The sequence below is a fragment of the Marichromatium sp. PS1 genome (assembly GCF_041155115.1).
In the GTDB taxonomy this organism is placed as follows: domain Bacteria; phylum Pseudomonadota; class Gammaproteobacteria; order Chromatiales; family Chromatiaceae; genus Marichromatium; species Marichromatium gracile.
In genome coordinates this window covers 71,678-87,255 of the sequence record NZ_BAAFHB010000004.1, presented here as the reverse complement: position 1 = coordinate 87,255, position 15,578 = coordinate 71,678, and the positions used below count along the sequence as shown (strand labels likewise).

The window sequence follows — 15,578 nt, the reverse complement described above, 5'->3', positions numbered from 1 at the left end:
CCGTCTCCCGTGGATCTGCCGGTTGATGGATGCCTGGCCGCCGTCAACCACGATCGACCACTCCACTGGACCCTGTTGCTGAACACCCCGCATCATCTACCCTCGCACTCGAGTCTTATCGGCCGGCGCCGTGGAAACTTGAGGCGCGGCAGGCGCTTCCGTGGCCTGTTCGGCGCTCATCCGTCGCAGCTTGGCATGGATGCCGAGGATCTTCTCAGCATAGCGCGGATCGGTGGCATAGCCGGCGCGCTGCAACCCACGCACGAAATCGCGCGGCGAGTCGGCATGGGCCAGCGCATCACCATAACGAGGATTGCGCTGGAGGAAATCGACATAGTCCTCGAATGAACCGGCGGGACTCGGGTAGGCACGAAAGCGCGCCTGCTCGCGCCGGGCCACGCCGTCACGATACTCGAGCGTGCCGACCGAGACGCGCTCGCCCTGCCAGGCGCGATTGGCCTTGATGCCGAAGAGGTTGAAGCTGCTGCTGCCATCGGCATGACGCGGCACGTGCTTCCCCCAGCCGGTCTCCAGCGCCGACTGTGCGAGCAGCACATGTGGATCGACACCCAGTCGCGCGGCAGCCTGCTCGGCGTGCGGGGCGAGATAGTCGAGGAACTCCTGCGGGTTGCGCGGCGGCCAGCGCCCCTCCCCGGCGCGGGCGATGCCCGTCGAGGTCGCACCCGACGCGGCCTCCTCGCTCCGGGCGGTCGGTGCCGCGTCCGTCGAGCTCTCCGCCGGATGCAGCCGCCGCAACCAGGGGGTGCGTTCGGGGACGGCGAGGGTGCGCTCGGCGCCGCTCTCGGCGCTCACCGCCGGCCCGGACGGCGAGAGCTGGCGCAGCAGCGCCTGACGGATGCCCAACCCCCGCCCATCGCTCAGGTTCGCCGCGATCTGCTGATCGTGCATCTCCTGGTACATGCGGCTGTGCTGCGAGTCGAGGATGCCCTCGCCGAGCGAGGCGGTGCGCATCTGCTTGAGCATCTGCCCGACCAGCAACGACTCGAAGGCGCGCGCGGCGGTATCGAGCGCGGCGGCATCGTTACGCCGCACCACGGCACCGAGCGACTTCAGGCTCGCCGGATCGGCGGCCAGACGGTTGCCGAGTCCCGCCCGGGCGGTGAGTGCGGAGGTGGAGTCGAGCGGCAGCATGACTAGATCACCACCAGCTCGGCGCGCAGCGCGCCGGCCTCGCGCAGCGCCTCGAGGATCGACACCAGATCGCCGGGCGCGGCGCCGACGTTGTTGACCGCGCGCACGATCTCGTCGAGCGAGGTCCCCGGGGCGAACAGGAACATGCGGTTGTTCTCCTCGGTCACGTCGATGCCGGTATCGGGCACCACCGCGGTCTGACCGCCGCCGAGCGGCTGCGGCTGCGAGACCAGGGCGTCCTCGCTGATGGTCACGGTGAGGCTGCCGTGCGAGACGGCGGCCGGATAGACTTGTACCCCGGAGCCGATGACCACGGTGCCGGTACGTGAGTTGATCACCACCCGGGCGGCCGGCTCCCCGGTCTCCACCTCCAGGTTCTCCAGGGTGGCGACGAAGTCGACCCGGCGACCCGGGTCGATCGGGGCATGGATCTGTACCGAAGAGGCGTCCATCGGCTGGGCGACGTCGTTGCCGAAGGTGCGATTGACCGCCTCGGCGAGGCGGCTGGCGGTGGTGAAGTCGGGACGGTGCAGGTTCATCACCATCAGCCCGCCCTGGGCGAAGGCGCTCGGCACCTCGCGCTCGACCGTCGCCCCCCGGGGGATACGTCCGACGCTCGGGACATTGACGGTGACCCGGCTGCCGTCGGCGCCCTCGACGCCGAAACCGCCGACGATCAGGTTGCCCTGAGCGATGGCATAGATCTCGCCATCGGCGCCCTTGAGCGGGGTCATCAGCAAGGTGCCACCACGCAGGCTCTTGGCATTACCCATCGACGAGACGGTGATGTCGATGCGCTGCCCCGGCTTGGCGAAGGGTTGAAGATCGGCGGTCACCATCACCGCGGCGACGTTCTTGAGCTGGGGATTGACGTCGGCCGGCACGGTGATGCCGAGCTGGCCGAGCATGTTCTTCATGGTCTGGATGGTGAAGGGGGTCTGGGTGGTCTGGTCGCCGGTGCCGTCGAGCCCGACCACCAGGCCATAGCCGAGCAGCTGGTTGTCGCGCACCCCGGAGATGGTGGCGAGATCCTTGACCCGCGCCACCCGGGCATCATCCGGTGCATAGGTGTTGCCCGCCAGTGCAAACGGCGCGAACACACCGAGCAGCAGCGAAAACACAAGGGCGAGACTGCGATCGTTCATGTCGAACCTCTTGCCCGCGCCATCAGAAGGGGAACAGCGGGCTGTTGGCGATCCGGGTGAGCCATCCCGGGCCATTGCTGTCGGCCAGCGCGCCGGTGCCGCCGTAGTAGATCTGGGCATTGGCGACCTGGGTCGACTGCACCGTATTGGTGGCGCTGATATCGACCGGGCGCACGATGCCGCGCAGCCGGACGTACTCCTGACCCTGGTTGATCCCCAGCCACTTCTCGCCCTGCACCACCAGATTGCCGTTGGGCAGCACCTGGGCCACGGTCACGGTGATGCTGCCGGTGAGCTGGTTGCTCTGCTTGGAGTCGCCGGCACCGTCGAAGGTGCGTCCGGCGTTCGACTCGGCGGCGAACAGCGAGGCACCGCCGGCGGTCACCGGACGACCGGCGATGCTGACGCTGCCGAGATCCATCGAGTAACCGGAATCCTTGGAGGTCGAGGTCTCGGCGGTCTTCTGGGCATTGGTGCTCTCGGCGAGCTCGACGGTGAGGATATCGCCGACCCGCCGCGCCTTGTAGTCCTCGAACAGGGTCTTGGCACGACCCTGCTGGAAGATCGAGCCGGTGTTGAATGCGCTGGCAGCGGCCGTGGTCGGGGCCACCGTCTGGTACTCGGGCGAGTCGCCGGGGCGCGGCGGATCGAGGCTGGCACACCCGGAGAGTGCGGAGGAGATCAGTGCCAATGTCATCAGTGGGCGGGTGTTCATGCGGTGCCTCGTCCCGGCCCTCAGCGGGCCAGGTTGTTGTTGACGAACTGCAGCATCTGATCGGCGGCGGAGACGGCCTTGGAGTTGACCTCGTAGGCGCGCTGGGTCTCGATCATGTTGACCAGTTCCTCGGCGATGTTGACATTGCTGCTCTCGAGCGAACCCTGGATCACGGTGCCGATGCCGTTGAGCCCGGGATTGGACTGCTGCGCCGCACCCGAGGCCCCGGTCTCGAGAAACAGGTTCTCGCCCATCGGCTGCAGCCCGGCGGGGTTGATGAAGTCGGCCAACTGGACGATCCCCAGCTGGACCCCTTCGGGCTGGTTGGGCAACTGGGCGGTAACGGTGCCGTCCTTGCCGATGGTCAGCGACTGGGTGTCCTCGGGGACCACCAGCCCCGGCTGCAGCGGATAGCCGTTGGACATCACCACCTCGCCGTCGGCGTTGAGCTGGAAGGAGCCGTCGCGGGTATAGCCGATCTCGCCGCTGGGCAGCAGGATCTGGAAGAAGCCCCGCCCCTCGATGGCCATGTCGAGGGCGTTCTCGGTCTGGATCAGGTTGCCCTGGTTGAACAGCTTCTCGGTGGCCACGGTGCGCACGCCGGTCCCCAGGGTCAGACCCGAGGGCAGCTGTGCCTCCTGGGTGGCCTGGGCACCGGGCTGGCGCACGGTCTGGTAGAGCAGGTCCTCGAACACCGCCCGCCCCTTCTTGAAGCCGGTGGTGTTGACGTTGGCAAGATTGTTGGAGACGACCGACATACGCGTTTGCTGCGCGTCGAGTCCGGTCTTGGCGACCCAGAGGGCACGATTCATGGTGCGACTCCTGTACTGGCGCGAACGCGGTTAACTGATCCCCAGCAACTGATTGCTGGTCTGTTCGAGACTGTCTGCGGTGTCCATCATCTTGACCTGCATCTCGAAGTGCCGGGAAAGCTCCATCAGCCGGGTGAGGGCCGCCACAGTATTGACGTTGCTGCCCTCGAGCATCCCGGTGACCACCTGGACACCGGCATCCGGCGGCACCGGTTGACCATCCTTTGCACGAATCAGGCCATCGTCGGTCCGCATCAGGTTGTCGGTATCGGGCTTGACCAGGCGGATGCGCTCGACCGCGGCCAGGGTGTTCGGGGCGGCGCCCTGCGGGCGCACGGTGATGGTGCCGTCGGTGCCGATCAGGATCGACTCGAAGGGTGGCACCGCGATCGGCCCGCCGTCACCGAGCACCGGCAACCCGCGCTCGGTACGCAGGATACCGACGCTGTCGACGTGCAGGTTGCCGGCGCGGGTATAGGCCTCGCCCCCGTCGGCGGCCTGCACGGCGATGAAGCCCTCGCCGCGGACGGCGACATCGAGATCGCGCCCGGTGCTCTGCAGCGGCCCCGGGGTGAAGTCGATGGCCTCGTTGCCGACCTGTACATAGTCGCGCGACGGATACACCGGCCCGCGCACCGGCGCGGTGTAGGCGTCTGCCAGCGCCTGGCGGAAGCCGTGGGTGTCGGCGTTGGCCAGGTTGTGGTTGTTGATGCTCTGGGCGTAGAGATTCTCCTTGGCCCCGGACATCGCGATGTACAGAAAACGATCCATGACTCAGCCCCGTGATCCGCGACTCAGCGGATGTTGATGATGGTCTGGGTGATGGCGTCGGCCGTGGAGATGGTCTGCGCGTTGGCCTGATAGTTGCGCTGCGCGATGATCAGGTTGACCAGCTCCTCGGCGAGATCGACGTTGGAGGCCTCGAGCCCGCCCGACTGCACCAGCCCCAGACTGCTGGTGCCGGCCTCGCCGTAGACCACGTCGCCGGCGGCATAGGACTCCGCCCAGTTGTTGTCACCGAGCTGCAGCAGGCCCTGCGGGTTGGTGAAGTTGGCCAGCGCCACCTGTCCCAGCGCCGCCGCCTGACCATTGGTGTAGCGGGCGAACACCACACCCGATTGGTCGACGTCGAAACCGACCAGACGCCCGGTGGTGAAGCCGTCCTGGTTGAGATCGTCGACCGAGTAGTCGGGGCCGAACTGGGTGATGTCGGAGAAGTCGATCGAGACCACCCCGGTGGCCTCGCCCGTGACCGGGTCGATCTCACCGAGCAGACCGCCATTGACCGGGTCGTAGTTGGCGAGATCGAAGGTGAAGTCGGTCGCCGTGGTCGGACTGGTCATCACGCCGTTGGAGTCGAAGGTGAGCTTCACCGGGCCTTGCGGCTGCGGCGGCGACAGGTTCGACCCGGAGAGATCGACATAGGCCTCCCACTCCAGGGTGTTCTCCGTCTTGACGAAGTACATGGTCGCGGTGCGCGGCGCGCCGAGCGAGTCATAGAGGGTCAGCGCGGTGGAGTACTGATAGGTCTCCGGATCGGTCTGGTCGAACTTCACCGGGGCCCCGGGCTCGAAGGCCACGCTGAACTCGTCGCCGACATCGGGTTGGGCAGACAGCGTCAGCTCCCAGCCGTTCTCGGAGATGACGTGCTGGCCACCGCTCACCGTGGCCAGCACCAGCTTGCCGTTGAGCAGATACTGCTCGTCACCAGCCGCGTTCGCCCCCTGATAGACCAGGGTCGCCGGATCGAGGATATCGGGGTCCGAGGAGTCGAGTACCGCCAGACCGCTCACGGTCACCGCGCTGGTGTTGGCGCTCCCCACGGTGGCCGTCGCCTCGGGCGCGGTCGAGAACTGATCGCCATCGGCGGGTGTGCCGTACAGCTCCATCGCCCAGCCATTGACGGTGATCGTGGTCTTGTCGCCACTGACCACGACATTCTCCGCCGCGACCGGGACCTGGGTACCGGTCCCGTCATCATAGGTGTACTCATCGTTGGTCGCGTCGTAGGTGAGGGTGAACGGGTTGAGATAGTTCGGGTTGCTCGAATCGACCACATAGACCCGCGACTCGGTCACCGCGCCGGTGTTGGCGGGATCGGCCGTCACATTGATCACCCCCGCCTCCTCGTCGACGATCTGCTCGGCCTCCGAGCTGAGGTTGATCGACATGTCGATCTCCGAGGTCGGACGCGGCGGATTGTCACCGAAGTCGAGCTGGAGGTCGCTCAACTGACCGGTGCTGAAACCGGGGTCGGGGCTGTTCTTCTCGACCGGCGGGAACACCTGCAGACGCTGGCCGGCGCTGTTGACGACGAAGCCGTCGCGGTTGACCTGGAAGGCCCCGGCGCGGGTGTAGAGCTGCTCGCCGTTGTCGTTGAGCACGAAGAAGCCCTCACCGTTGATCGCGAGATCGAGCGCGTTGTCGGTGAAATCGATGTTGCCCTGGCTGAACTGCTGGGTCACCGCCTCCAGACGCACGCCCGAGCCGATGGCGGTCTTGGTGATGTCGCCGTAGGAGTTGGCGAAGACGTCGGCGAACTCGGCGCGCGACTCCTTGAAGCCGACGGTGCCGGCGTTGGCGATGTTGTTACCCGTGACCTCGAGGTCGGCCGAGGCGGCGTTCAGACCACTGAGTCCGATGCGAAAAGGCATGATGCGTCTCCTGAACTAGAGCTGATATCTGCGATGACGTCCCAGGGTCTACCGGCGCGCCGCATCCATGCGCGCGTCAACTGCCGATGCGGAACACACTGTTGAAGTCGACGTTGCCGAGCCCCTGCACCTGGAGCACCAGGCCACTGTCCTCCCCGCCCAGGGCGACGCTGCTGACCTCGCCACTGACCAGGGTGTAGAGCGCCTCGGTGCTCTCGCCGAGCAGCGCCCTGGACTTGAACTCGTAGGTGCCGCTGGGCGCCTCCGTTCCGTCGTTCGTCAAGCCGTCCCAGGTGAAGTCATGCAAGCCCGATGCCTGGGTACCGAGATCCATCGAGCGCACCACCTGTCCCGCATCGTTGTAGACGTCGACCGTAACGCCAGTCCCGGAGCTCGGCAGACTGATCGCTCCCGCCACCGTCTCCCCCGACTGGAACTCGAAGTCCTCGACCGGCACCAGTACATCGCGACCGACCAGGGACGCGCCCTGCAGGGTCTGCCATTGGCTGAACGACTGCGCCAACGACTCGAAGGCGACGGTCAGCTCCTCGATGCCGGTGACGGTGGAGAACTGCGCCAGCTCGCCGATGAACTCGCCGTTCTCCATCGGGTTGAGCGGGTCCTGGTTGGACAGCTGGGTGGTCATCAGCTTGAGGAAGTCCTCCTGGCCGAGCGAGTTGTCGATCGGTTCCTTCTTGGTGCCCTCGTAACTGCTGAGCCCCAGCCCAGTGAGCACGTCGGTATTGATTTCACTCATGGCGAGGCTCCTAGCTCTGACCGATGCGCAGGGTGCGCTGCAACAGCTGGCGCGAGGTGTTCATCACCTCGACGTTGGCCTCGTAGCTGCGCGAGGCCGACATCATGTTGGCCATCTCCTCGACGACGCTGATCGCCGGGCGGAACACATAGCCCTCCTCATTGGCCTGCGGGTGGTTGGGCTCGAAGGTCGGGATCGGCTCGGCGGTGGAGTCGACGATATCGGCCACCCGCACCGGGCGGGCCGCGCCCGTGGGGTCGCTGCGATCGAGCAGGGTCTGGAACAGCACCTGCTTCGACTTGTAGGTCTCCTCCGGCGAGCTCGCCGCGGTATTGGCGTTGGCCAGGTTTGAAGCGACGGTATTCAGTCGCACCGACTGCGCGGTCAGCGCCGAGGCCGAGGTATTGAAGACACTGAATAGGGTGCTCATGCCTTACTCCTTGCGTAGTGCGGAGCGGATGCCGGAAACCCGACGATTGAGGAACTCGAGGCTGCTCTGGAACTGCATGGCGTTCTCGGCGAAGGCGGCGCGCTCGAACTGCGGGTCGACGGTGTTGCCATCGAGCGACGGCTGCGACGGGATGCGATAGAGCGGCGCCATCGCCGAGTCCAGATCCGCGCGCGGCAGCGGCAGATGGCCCTGCCGGGTCTGCTCCAGTGGCAACAGATCGTCACGCTCGACCTGGGTGGCGAGCGCAGACCTGAAATCGATGTCCTGTGCCTTGTAGTTCGGGGTGTCCGCGTTGGCGAGGTTCGAGGCCAGCAGCTCCAGACGCTGTGCCCGCACCCGTACCGCCGCGGGCTGGATCCCCAGTGCCTTGTCGAGTGAAAGACTCATGTGGAACACGCCTGTGGCATTGACTTGCCGAAGACAATGCAAACATTAGGCCAACCTGGAGGCTGGAGGCTGGAGGCTGGAGGCTGGAGGCTGGAGGCTGGAGGCTGGAGGCTGGAGGCTGGAGGCTGGAGGCTGGAGGCTGGAGGCTGGAGGCTGGAGGCTGGAGGCTGGAGGCTGGGGAGGCTGGAGACGACCCCGCCGCGAACAGACAGGAGCGCGAGCGGGGTCGTAGAGAGGCGCTAACGACGCCTGAGCACGGCGCCCTTTGGCGTGCGGACCATCTCGAAGGCGTTGGTATAGGAGCCGACCGATTCGGAGGCTCCGACGAAGAGATAGCCACCCGGCTCCATCTGTTTGGCAATGCCGTCAAAAACCCGACGCTTGGTCTCGGCCGAGAAATAGATCAGCACGTTGCGACAGAAGACGATCTCGAACTTGCCGAGCGCGGCATAGGACTCCATCAGGTTGAGCTTCTGGAAGCGGACCCGACGCTGGATATCGGGCTTGATGCGATGCCCGTTGGGCACGGTCTCGAAGAAACGGTCGCGCCGTTCCTTGCTCAGGCCGCGCACGATCCCAAGCCCATCGTAGACACCACCACGCGCCTCGGCGAGCACGGTATCGGAGAGATCGGTGCCGAGCACGCTGGTCTGGATGTTCTTCGGCGGAAAGCTCTGCTCCCACTCGGCCAGCACCATGGCGATGCTGTAAGGCTCCTGACCGCTCGAGCAGGCCGCCGACCAGATGCGGATCGGGCGTTTCTTTTCCGCCAGCTCGGGGAGGACCACGTGGCGCAGGATCTCGAACGGATAGACATCACGAAACCAGGAGGTCTCGTTGGTGGTCATCGCGTCGATCACACGCGACTTGAGCGTCGGGTCCGCAGAGCGGCGCAGCGCGCGCAGCAGCTCCTCGACACTGGAGAAGGAGAACTCACCGAGCAGGCGCGAGAGCCGACTGGAGACGAGATACTGACGATTCTCACCCAGCACCAAGCCGCAGCACTCGGAGAGAAAGCGCGAGAATTCTGCGTAGTCTTGCGGATCTATCACGACAGACCTCTGGCCAAACGTCCGTTCGCATCCGCCATGCACTGGCGCAGGACCACGCTGATCGAATCACTCAATGGAATACTCACACTTTCTATGCATCAGGAAGACTGTAAGGGCCATCTCGCTCAGGAGTCGTCCGCGGGTCGGCCACCATGCTTCATCACCATCGCGGCCAACTCGTCCGGATCGAACTTCGGCAGGAAGTCATCGGCCCCGGCGCGCTTGACCATATCGGCGTTGAACTGCCCGCTCAGCGAGGAGTGCAGCACCACCGGCAGATCCTTGAGCTTGCTATTGTCGCGGATCTTGCGGGTCAGGGTATAGCCGTCCATACGCGGCATCTCGATGTCGGAGATCACCATCTCGATGGTGTCCGAGACAGCGCCAGTCTCGGCCAGCTCCTCGAGGAAGTCGAGCGCGGCGCGACCATCGGAGCGGGTCTCGACCTGGAAACCGATCTCGCCAATGGCGCGCTCGATCTGCTTGCGCGCGACCATCGAGTCGTCGACCACCAGGATCGACTTGTGATGATCGATGTGCTCGGCCCGCTCCAGGGTGGTCTCCGAGACATCTTCCTTGAGCTGATTGATGGCAGCGAACACCCGCTCGACATCGATGATCTGCACCAGCCGCCCCTCGACCTCGGTGACCGCCACCAGATAGCTTTCCTGTTCGGTCCCTCGTGGCGGCGGCTTCACCGTCTCCCAGTTGACGTTGACGATACGATCCACCGCCGAGACCCAGAAGCCCTGCACCGAACGGTTGAACTCGGTGACGATCACCTTGGCATCGGTATCATCCCCCGGCCGGTCGACGAAGCCGATGGCCTGCGCCAGATCGATGATCGAAACCGTGCGGTCACGGATCGTCGCCACGCCGCGCACGATCGCGCTCGCCCCGGGCAACTGCTGCAGCTTGGGGCGAGCGATCACCTCGCGAACCTTGAACACATTGATACCGAACGTCTGGTCGCTGCCGAGGTGGAACAGCAGCAGCTCCATGCGATTCTGCCCCACCATGCGGGTACGTTGATCGACGTCGTCAATAAACTGACTCATCTACCACCTCCAAGTCGAGGCCCGCCGGCCCGGGTGATCATGCCTGAGCATGATAGCCTAAGCCGACAGGCTTCATGAACGAATTCGGCGCAGCCGTCCTCTCCCACTCGTCTCTCCGGGGCATCATGACCCAACGAGACGCCACCATCGACCCTGCCCCGGGCTACGCTCAGGCGCGATTTCTGCATGCCATGGCGTATCGGACAGCCGACCCGGCGCGTCGGCACCCCGCCAGCATCCATTCAGCGGTGATCCCCATGCAACCATCCACCTCTATCGACAACCCGACACGGCGCACCATCAGCCTGGCGATCGCCCTCGCCGGTCTCCTCAGCCTGCTGTTGTGGCCAGCGCAGCACCCCCAGGCTGGCGAGATCGAGTCGGTCGAGCGACTCCGCGATACCGTGGCCACCTATCTCTCGGCGATCACCCAAACGACGGGGACGGACGAGATCGAGGTCCTGGTCGGCCAGATCGACGCCCGCCTGCGACTGGCGCGGTGTGATCGTACGCCGAACGCCAGTCTCGCCCCCGGCGCCCGCACCAGCGGCTCGACCACCGTCAACCTGCGCTGCTCCGAGCCGGTGCAATGGTCGATCTTCGTCCCCGCCCGTATCGAGCGCCACACCCAGGTCGTGGTGGTCGCCAGGCCGATCGCCCGCGAGCAGCGTATCCAGGCAACCGACCTGCGGCGTGAACGCCAGGAGGTCTCGAGCCTGAGCGGTGGTTACTTCAGGGACCCGAACGCCGTGATCGGCATGGAAGCGCGCCGCGCGCTCACTCCGGGGCAAGTCATCACCAGCGCCCACGTCGCCCCGCGCAAGCTCGTCGAGCGCGGACAGCTCGTCACCATCTACTCGGGAGACGGCGGCCTGATGGTCCGAATGTCCGGCGAGGCGCTCGAGGATGGAGCGGCGGGAGAGCGCATCCGCGTGCGCAACCGCTCCTCGCGCCGGATCGTCGAAGGCTATGTGGAACCCTCCGGGCATATCCACGTACCATTGTAGCCATATGGTGGGGCTGCGACGGGCACACGACAATGGACTACAGTTTCCTGGTCGACGGCCGTTATCAGCTGTGAGCCCACGTCGATCGGAAGCAACGCCAATGGACATCAAGAACCTCACCACGACCGCGTTTCGCACCGAAGGCAACAACTCCGCCGGCAACGGCGTGCGCGGTGGCGCCAAGGCGCCCGAGGGCGAGGCCCAGGCACGTCCGGGCGTCGAGGGTGGGGAGACGGTCACGTTGACCTCAGCGGCCAAGAGCATGAGCGCATCGCGGGGCGAATCGACCGAGCCGCCGATCGACGAGGCCAAGGTCGCGAAGATCAAGCAGGCCATCGCCGAGGGGCGCTATCCGATCGACAACCAGCAGCTCGCCGACAGCGTCATCGAGTTCGAGCAACTGCTGGCCTGAATCACCGTCTGACTTGAGGTTGGCCCATGGAGCACACCGGTCCCTTCGCCCACTCGCTCGAAACGGCGATCGCCCTGGCGACCCGTCTGGAGCAGGCGTTGCTCGACGAGACCCGGGCGATCGAGCTGCGCGATCCCGATGAGTTGCAGCGCGTCGTCGCCGGCAAGCAGCAGCTCGCCGACCAGCTCGAGGAAGAGACGTTACGCATGAAGCAATGGGTCGAGGACACCGGCTACACCTTCGACGCTCAGGGCGTGGAGCGGCTGCTCGAGCGCGTTGATCCACGACGCGACCTCACCCCGCGCTGGGATGCGCTGCGGGGCTACGTGGTGCGCTGCGACCAACTCAACCGCACCAATGCCACACTGATCAATCGTGATCGCAAGCGCGTCACCCTGTCGCTGCGCATCCTCCGCGGCGAGGACCCCAACGCCACCACCTACGACCCGCGCGGCCAAGCCAACAACGGCACCCCGCACAGTCGCACCATCAGCCGCGCCTGACAGGCCGACCTCGCCCTGGCCGGAGCCGGACGGCCCCTCCGCCAACCACAGACCGAGCAGCATCATGGCCGCAGAAGAGTTGATCACCAACCCCGGACGGATCTCGACCATCCTCAGCGACATGAATCACCGGCTGCTGGTGGTCAACGTCCGTCTCGATCCCGACGGCCCGCTGTTCGCCTCCTCGCTGATCCGTCTCGATGGTGAACAGCGCACACTGTTTCTCGACGAACTCCACCCCGAGGAGGGACATCAGCAGGTCGGCCAGGCCCATGAGATCCGCGTCTATGGCAACCTGCGCGGGATCGCGATCCGCTTCTCGACCCGGGTGGCCGACATCCTCGAGGAGGACGGCATCGCGCTCTACGCCTGCCCCTACCCCGAGGCACTCAACTATCTGCAGCGTCGCGAGATCTTCCGCGCCGCCCTGCCCTTTGGCGAGATCCGTCACGTTCGTCTGCACCACGTCAACTCCAGTGATACGCTCAACGGCCGGCTGCTCGACCTCTCGGCCAAGGGCTTCTGTCTCGAGGTCGACTGGAGCGATATCGCACGGGTCGAGCCCGGCACCCTGCTGCACTACTCGGGGATGCAGCTGCCGGTCCTGAACGCACCGCTGACCGGCGAGGCAGTCCTGATCAACAGCCGACCGGTGGCCGAGCCCGGGCGCTTCGCCGCCGGTTTTCGTATCGTCAATCTCGATCAGGGCACCGAGCGCGCGCTGATGCGCGCAACCCTCCACTATCAGCGTGAGGCGCGCAAGGTCGCGGTCTGACCCGCGAGCCCCGCATCACGGCCCGCATGAGCGAACCCATCCCAGGTCAACCATTGCTGCAGCTGCTGAGCAGCAGCCGGATGCAGGGCAGCGCCACGGTACGACAGGCCCTGGAGCTGACCATCGGATTGAAGCTCGAGCTTGAGCTCGCCACACCGAACCGCACCCCAGCGCCCGCCCCGGGAGAGGTCTTCGCCCGGGTCCGTCCCCCGGGCCCGGGCACCAGCTGGTCGGCCCCGCTGCAACTGCGCTTGCTGGCACCACTGCCATCCACGCAGTCGCCAGCACAGGCCAGCGCCCCACAGCCCAGTCCTCAGCTCCCGGGGGCGGCGACATCGACATCAACGCCGCCGCCCCAACCGAACGCCGCGCCCCTGCCCACGCGGCCAACCGCCGAGGTCATCGCGCTGCGCCCGATCCCGACGCTACGGCTACTCCCCGCCCAACCGCCTCCCGCACCGCTCGCACCCCCTTCGGCAACGCTTGCAAACAGCGAGACGATGACACGCGACTGGCTCACCCAACAGGTCAGGCTGCACCTGCCACAGGCACGCGCACTCGCCGAGACCCTCACCGAATGGAGCAGACGACTCACGACCCAGGAGGCCATCGGCACGGCCCAACCCAAGGGGCAGACGCCGGCCCCGAGCACCGCCGCCGTCCCACTCAACGACCGACTCGAGCGTCTGATCAGCCGCCTGCCCGGCCCCAGCACACTCACTGAGCCCGGCGGACTGCAGCGTGCCGTCGAGGGATCAGGGATCTGGCTCGAGGCCCGGCTCGCGCAACTCGCGCTCACACCCGGAGCGCTCACCGATGCGAGTCTCGGTGAGGATCTCAAGGCACAGCTGTTGCAGTTCGCCGACCAGATCAGGCGTCACAACCGGGATGCGGCCGACACCACGGCCCGCACCGCCACGCCCGCCGTGATCAACGCCGGGAAGGCGTTGGAGCACGAGACCGAAGGCATGCTCAAGCAGCTCGTCAGCCTCCAGCTACAACCCTTGGAGCAGGAGACCGAACAGCCGCGCTGGGTGCTCGACCTGCCCTATCGACACAGCGGCGGTGTCGGCACCGTTCAGGCCGAGATCGAACGCGAGCGAAGACAAGGCGAGGTCGAGGAGGCTGGATGGACGATCCGGCTGCGGCTGGATCTGGCCGAACTCGGCCCGCTCTCGATTCGCCTGACCCTCAAGGGGCAGCGGTTGAGCGCGAGCCTGCTGGCCGAGCGCGCGCCGACCGCGGCGCTGCTGCGCAGCAGACTGCCGTTGCTGCGCGAACAGCTCGAGGCGCGTGAACTTGAGGTCACCGCCCTGCACGCGGGCCAGGGCCAGACGGCGAACCCGACGCGTCACCCCGGGCCACTGATCAGCGAGCAGGCATGAGCAAGCACGATGATCTTCCCGAGGAGACGCCGAGCAAGGCGGTCGCGTTGCACTGGGACACGCGCAACGCGCCACGCATCACCGCCTCGGGGCTGGGCGTCACCGCCGAGCAGATCGTGCGTATCGCCGAGGCCCACGACATCCCGCTGCACGCCGACCGCCAGCTCGCCGAGGCATTGGCACAGATCCCGATCGGCGACGAGATCCCGGCGGAACTCTATGTCGCCGTCGCCGAGGTCCTGGCATTCGTGTTCGCACTTGCCGGAATCGACCCGCGCCAGCAACACCAGGAGCCGCACGAGCAGGACTGAAGATCGAGGCGCGCCGACGCCCAGGCGCTCTCAGGAACCCGTGTCGGACAGCCGATCGGAGGCGTACTCACCACCGATTCCGTGGCCATGCAGGCCGAAGAGCAGTTCGAGTTCGGCGTCGGTCAGGGCGCAGAGTCGACGGACCTGCTCCCGGCTCTGGCCATTGCGGATGAGCTTGATCGCCTGGGCATAGGGACTCTGATCGGCATCGCGCATGCGCATCTCGAGGCGCATCTCCTGCTGCTGATCGGCCAGGCGCTCCAGGGCATTGACCAGCATCACCCGATCCTGACCGCGATGGAAGCTCTCGCCGGCGATCACCCGAAGGTCGCGATGCAAGGTCTGCAGCACGGGATCAAAACGCCTCAGGTCGCGCCGCAACCTGCGTGTTTCGCGCCACAGATAGACGAAGGCGGCGAGCGCGAGCGCTGCCGCCAGCAGTGCCAGGATGGCCAGGATTTCCGCCAGACTGATCAAGGGCCCAGGCTCTCAGCGGTCAGCGGCGAGGCGCGGCCGCGATACAGGTCGCGACCCGGCTTCCCGGCTAGGCATACTCATCGATGAACCCCCGACGTTTCCTGCCGATCAGTCGGCGCGACACACCGCTTTCACCCGAGGTCGGTGGATCATCGCCGGGACGGCGACGCTCAGTTCGTCGTCGATCGCCCAGCCGCCGCTCCCCCTGCCGCCGCTCCTGCCGGCGACGTTCCAGCGCGCGTGGCGCGCCGGCACGACGCTCCTCTGAACGGCGTTCCATGCTGCGACGCTCGAGTCGACGACGCTCGCCCTGGCGCCGTTCGATCTGACGACGCTCGCGCAGCCCGGCTCGGCGACGCAGCAAAGGGCTCCACAGCGCGGCCGCCTGCCCCTGGTCCTCGTCCGAGTCGCGTCCCCTGAGACCGGATTGGACGGGTAGCATCGGCTTGATCGGATCGCTCATACACTCCCTCCTGAGCCGCCTCGACCACCCCTGGCCGGAAGCCGCGGGCCATGCACCCGCGG

At 66.3% G+C, this 15,578-nt stretch carries 18 protein-coding genes and 2 pseudogenes; 6 read left to right on the top strand and 14 right to left on the bottom strand.

Features of this window, described 5'->3' with window-relative positions; genetic code table 11:
• Positions 1-96: 96 nt before the first annotated feature.
• The 12 genes and pseudogenes from flgJ to ACAM26_RS09530 form a co-directional block, all read right to left on the bottom strand.
• Positions 97-1,152 carry a flagellar assembly peptidoglycan hydrolase FlgJ gene (flgJ, locus tag ACAM26_RS09585; protein WP_123140775.1) on the bottom strand — a complete coding sequence of 352 codons (1,056 nt, stop codon included), beginning with the start codon at positions 1,150-1,152 and terminating at the stop codon, positions 97-99.
• A gap of 2 nt (positions 1,153-1,154) precedes the next feature.
• Positions 1,155-2,297 carry a flagellar basal body P-ring protein FlgI gene (locus tag ACAM26_RS09580; RefSeq protein ID WP_123140776.1) on the bottom strand — a complete coding sequence of 381 codons (1,143 nt, stop codon included), beginning with the start codon at positions 2,295-2,297 and terminating at the stop codon, positions 1,155-1,157.
• Between the two features lie 22 nt (positions 2,298-2,319).
• A complete protein-coding gene (flgH, locus tag ACAM26_RS09575) occupies positions 2,320-3,012 on the bottom strand; it encodes a flagellar basal body L-ring protein FlgH (protein WP_123141875.1) in 693 nt (230 codons plus the stop codon).
• A 20-nt stretch (positions 3,013-3,032) separates the two neighbouring features.
• A complete protein-coding gene (gene flgG / locus ACAM26_RS09570; protein ID WP_123140778.1) occupies positions 3,033-3,824 on the bottom strand; it encodes a flagellar basal-body rod protein FlgG in 792 nt (263 codons plus the stop codon).
• A gap of 30 nt (positions 3,825-3,854) precedes the next feature.
• A complete protein-coding gene (locus ACAM26_RS09565; RefSeq protein WP_123140779.1) occupies positions 3,855-4,595 on the bottom strand; it encodes a flagellar basal body rod protein FlgF in 741 nt (246 codons plus the stop codon).
• Between the two features lie 23 nt (positions 4,596-4,618).
• Positions 4,619-5,392, bottom strand: a pseudogene (locus ACAM26_RS09560) (flagellar hook protein FlgE); the annotation flags it as partial.
• A gap of 540 nt (positions 5,393-5,932) precedes the next feature.
• Positions 5,933-6,478 (bottom strand): annotated as a pseudogene (locus ACAM26_RS09555) (flagellar hook-basal body complex protein); the annotation flags it as partial.
• Between the two features lie 76 nt (positions 6,479-6,554).
• On the bottom strand, positions 6,555-7,235 hold the full coding sequence (locus ACAM26_RS09550) for a flagellar hook assembly protein FlgD (RefSeq protein ID WP_123140781.1): 681 nt from the start codon (positions 7,233-7,235) through the stop codon (positions 6,555-6,557).
• A 10-nt stretch (positions 7,236-7,245) separates the two neighbouring features.
• Positions 7,246-7,665, bottom strand: coding sequence for a flagellar basal body rod protein FlgC (gene flgC / locus ACAM26_RS09545; RefSeq protein WP_123140782.1), 420 nt, complete (start codon positions 7,663-7,665; stop codon positions 7,246-7,248).
• Between the two features lie 3 nt (positions 7,666-7,668).
• Entirely contained in the window at positions 7,669-8,073 is a 405-nt protein-coding gene (flgB, locus tag ACAM26_RS09540; protein ID WP_123140783.1) for a flagellar basal body rod protein FlgB, read from the bottom strand.
• A gap of 239 nt (positions 8,074-8,312) precedes the next feature.
• Positions 8,313-9,125, bottom strand: coding sequence for a protein-glutamate O-methyltransferase CheR (locus ACAM26_RS09535; RefSeq protein WP_123140784.1), 813 nt, complete (start codon positions 9,123-9,125; stop codon positions 8,313-8,315).
• Positions 9,126-9,250: 125 nt separating this feature from the next.
• Positions 9,251-10,183: a chemotaxis protein CheV gene (locus tag ACAM26_RS09530; RefSeq protein ID WP_123140785.1), complete on the bottom strand. Its 933-nt coding sequence runs from the start codon at positions 10,181-10,183 to the stop codon at positions 9,251-9,253.
• Between the two features lie 257 nt (positions 10,184-10,440).
• Between ACAM26_RS09530 and flgA the strand changes: the two genes are divergently transcribed.
• The 6 genes from flgA (at position 10,441) to ACAM26_RS09500 (ending at position 14,576) form a co-directional block, all read left to right on the top strand.
• Entirely contained in the window at positions 10,441-11,190 is a 750-nt protein-coding gene (gene flgA / locus ACAM26_RS09525) for a flagellar basal body P-ring formation chaperone FlgA (protein ID WP_123140786.1), read from the top strand.
• Between the two features lie 100 nt (positions 11,191-11,290).
• Complete coding sequence (gene flgM / locus ACAM26_RS09520) at positions 11,291-11,602, top strand: flagellar biosynthesis anti-sigma factor FlgM (RefSeq protein WP_165913552.1); 312 nt, start codon at positions 11,291-11,293, stop codon at positions 11,600-11,602.
• A gap of 26 nt (positions 11,603-11,628) precedes the next feature.
• Positions 11,629-12,105, top strand: coding sequence for a flagella synthesis protein FlgN (locus ACAM26_RS09515; RefSeq protein ID WP_062274522.1), 477 nt, complete (start codon positions 11,629-11,631; stop codon positions 12,103-12,105).
• Between the two features lie 64 nt (positions 12,106-12,169).
• A complete protein-coding gene (locus ACAM26_RS09510) occupies positions 12,170-12,880 on the top strand; it encodes a flagellar brake protein (protein WP_123140788.1) in 711 nt (236 codons plus the stop codon).
• Positions 12,881-13,380: 500 nt separating this feature from the next.
• On the top strand, positions 13,381-14,265 hold the full coding sequence (locus ACAM26_RS09505) for a flagellar hook-length control protein FliK (protein ID WP_123140789.1): 885 nt from the start codon (positions 13,381-13,383) through the stop codon (positions 14,263-14,265).
• Complete coding sequence (locus tag ACAM26_RS09500) at positions 14,262-14,576, top strand: EscU/YscU/HrcU family type III secretion system export apparatus switch protein (RefSeq protein ID WP_123140790.1); 315 nt, start codon at positions 14,262-14,264, stop codon at positions 14,574-14,576. The genes ACAM26_RS09505 and ACAM26_RS09500 overlap by 4 nt, the downstream gene beginning before the upstream one ends.
• 30 nt (positions 14,577-14,606) lie before the next feature.
• Here the strand turns inward: ACAM26_RS09500 and ACAM26_RS09495 are convergent, their stop codons facing one another.
• Together ACAM26_RS09495 and ACAM26_RS09490 are read right to left on the bottom strand one after the other, a co-directional pair.
• Positions 14,607-15,053: a DUF2802 domain-containing protein gene (locus ACAM26_RS09495; RefSeq protein WP_123140791.1), complete on the bottom strand. Its 447-nt coding sequence runs from the start codon at positions 15,051-15,053 to the stop codon at positions 14,607-14,609.
• 67 nt (positions 15,054-15,120) lie between these two features.
• On the bottom strand, positions 15,121-15,516 hold the full coding sequence (locus tag ACAM26_RS09490; protein WP_369613510.1) for a hypothetical protein: 396 nt from the start codon (positions 15,514-15,516) through the stop codon (positions 15,121-15,123).
• Between the last annotated feature and the right edge of the window lie 62 nt (positions 15,517-15,578).

Excerpts from the sequence above, each read along its gene's own strand:
- ACAM26_RS09565 (WP_123140779.1), bottom strand. The coding sequence starts at position 4,595 with ATGGATCGTTTTCTGTACATCGCGATGTCCGGGGCCAAGGAGAATCTC.
- ACAM26_RS09530 (WP_123140785.1), bottom strand. The coding sequence starts at position 10,183 with ATGAGTCAGTTTATTGACGACGTCGATCAACGTACCCGCATGGTGGGG.
- flgM (WP_165913552.1), top strand. The coding sequence starts at position 11,291 with ATGGACATCAAGAACCTCACCACGACCGCGTTTCGCACCGAAGGCAAC.
- ACAM26_RS09580 (WP_123140776.1), bottom strand. The coding sequence starts at position 2,297 with ATGAACGATCGCAGTCTCGCCCTTGTGTTTTCGCTGCTGCTCGGTGTG.
- flgC (WP_123140782.1), bottom strand. The coding sequence starts at position 7,665 with ATGAGCACCCTATTCAGTGTCTTCAATACCTCGGCCTCGGCGCTGACC.
- ACAM26_RS09515 (WP_062274522.1), top strand. The coding sequence starts at position 11,629 with ATGGAGCACACCGGTCCCTTCGCCCACTCGCTCGAAACGGCGATCGCC.
- flgG (WP_123140778.1), bottom strand. The coding sequence starts at position 3,824 with ATGAATCGTGCCCTCTGGGTCGCCAAGACCGGACTCGACGCGCAGCAA.
- ACAM26_RS09500 (WP_123140790.1), top strand. The coding sequence starts at position 14,262 with ATGAGCAAGCACGATGATCTTCCCGAGGAGACGCCGAGCAAGGCGGTC.
- flgJ (WP_123140775.1), bottom strand. The coding sequence starts at position 1,152 with ATGCTGCCGCTCGACTCCACCTCCGCACTCACCGCCCGGGCGGGACTC.
- flgA (WP_123140786.1), top strand. The coding sequence starts at position 10,441 with ATGCAACCATCCACCTCTATCGACAACCCGACACGGCGCACCATCAGC.
- flgH (WP_123141875.1), bottom strand. The coding sequence starts at position 3,012 with ATGAACACCCGCCCACTGATGACATTGGCACTGATCTCCTCCGCACTC.
- ACAM26_RS09510 (WP_123140788.1), top strand. The coding sequence starts at position 12,170 with ATGGCCGCAGAAGAGTTGATCACCAACCCCGGACGGATCTCGACCATC.
- ACAM26_RS09505 (WP_123140789.1), top strand. The coding sequence starts at position 13,381 with ATGACACGCGACTGGCTCACCCAACAGGTCAGGCTGCACCTGCCACAG.
- flgB (WP_123140783.1), bottom strand. The coding sequence starts at position 8,073 with ATGAGTCTTTCACTCGACAAGGCACTGGGGATCCAGCCCGCGGCGGTA.
- ACAM26_RS09550 (WP_123140781.1), bottom strand. The coding sequence starts at position 7,235 with ATGAGTGAAATCAATACCGACGTGCTCACTGGGCTGGGGCTCAGCAGT.
- ACAM26_RS09490 (WP_369613510.1), bottom strand. The coding sequence starts at position 15,516 with ATGAGCGATCCGATCAAGCCGATGCTACCCGTCCAATCCGGTCTCAGG.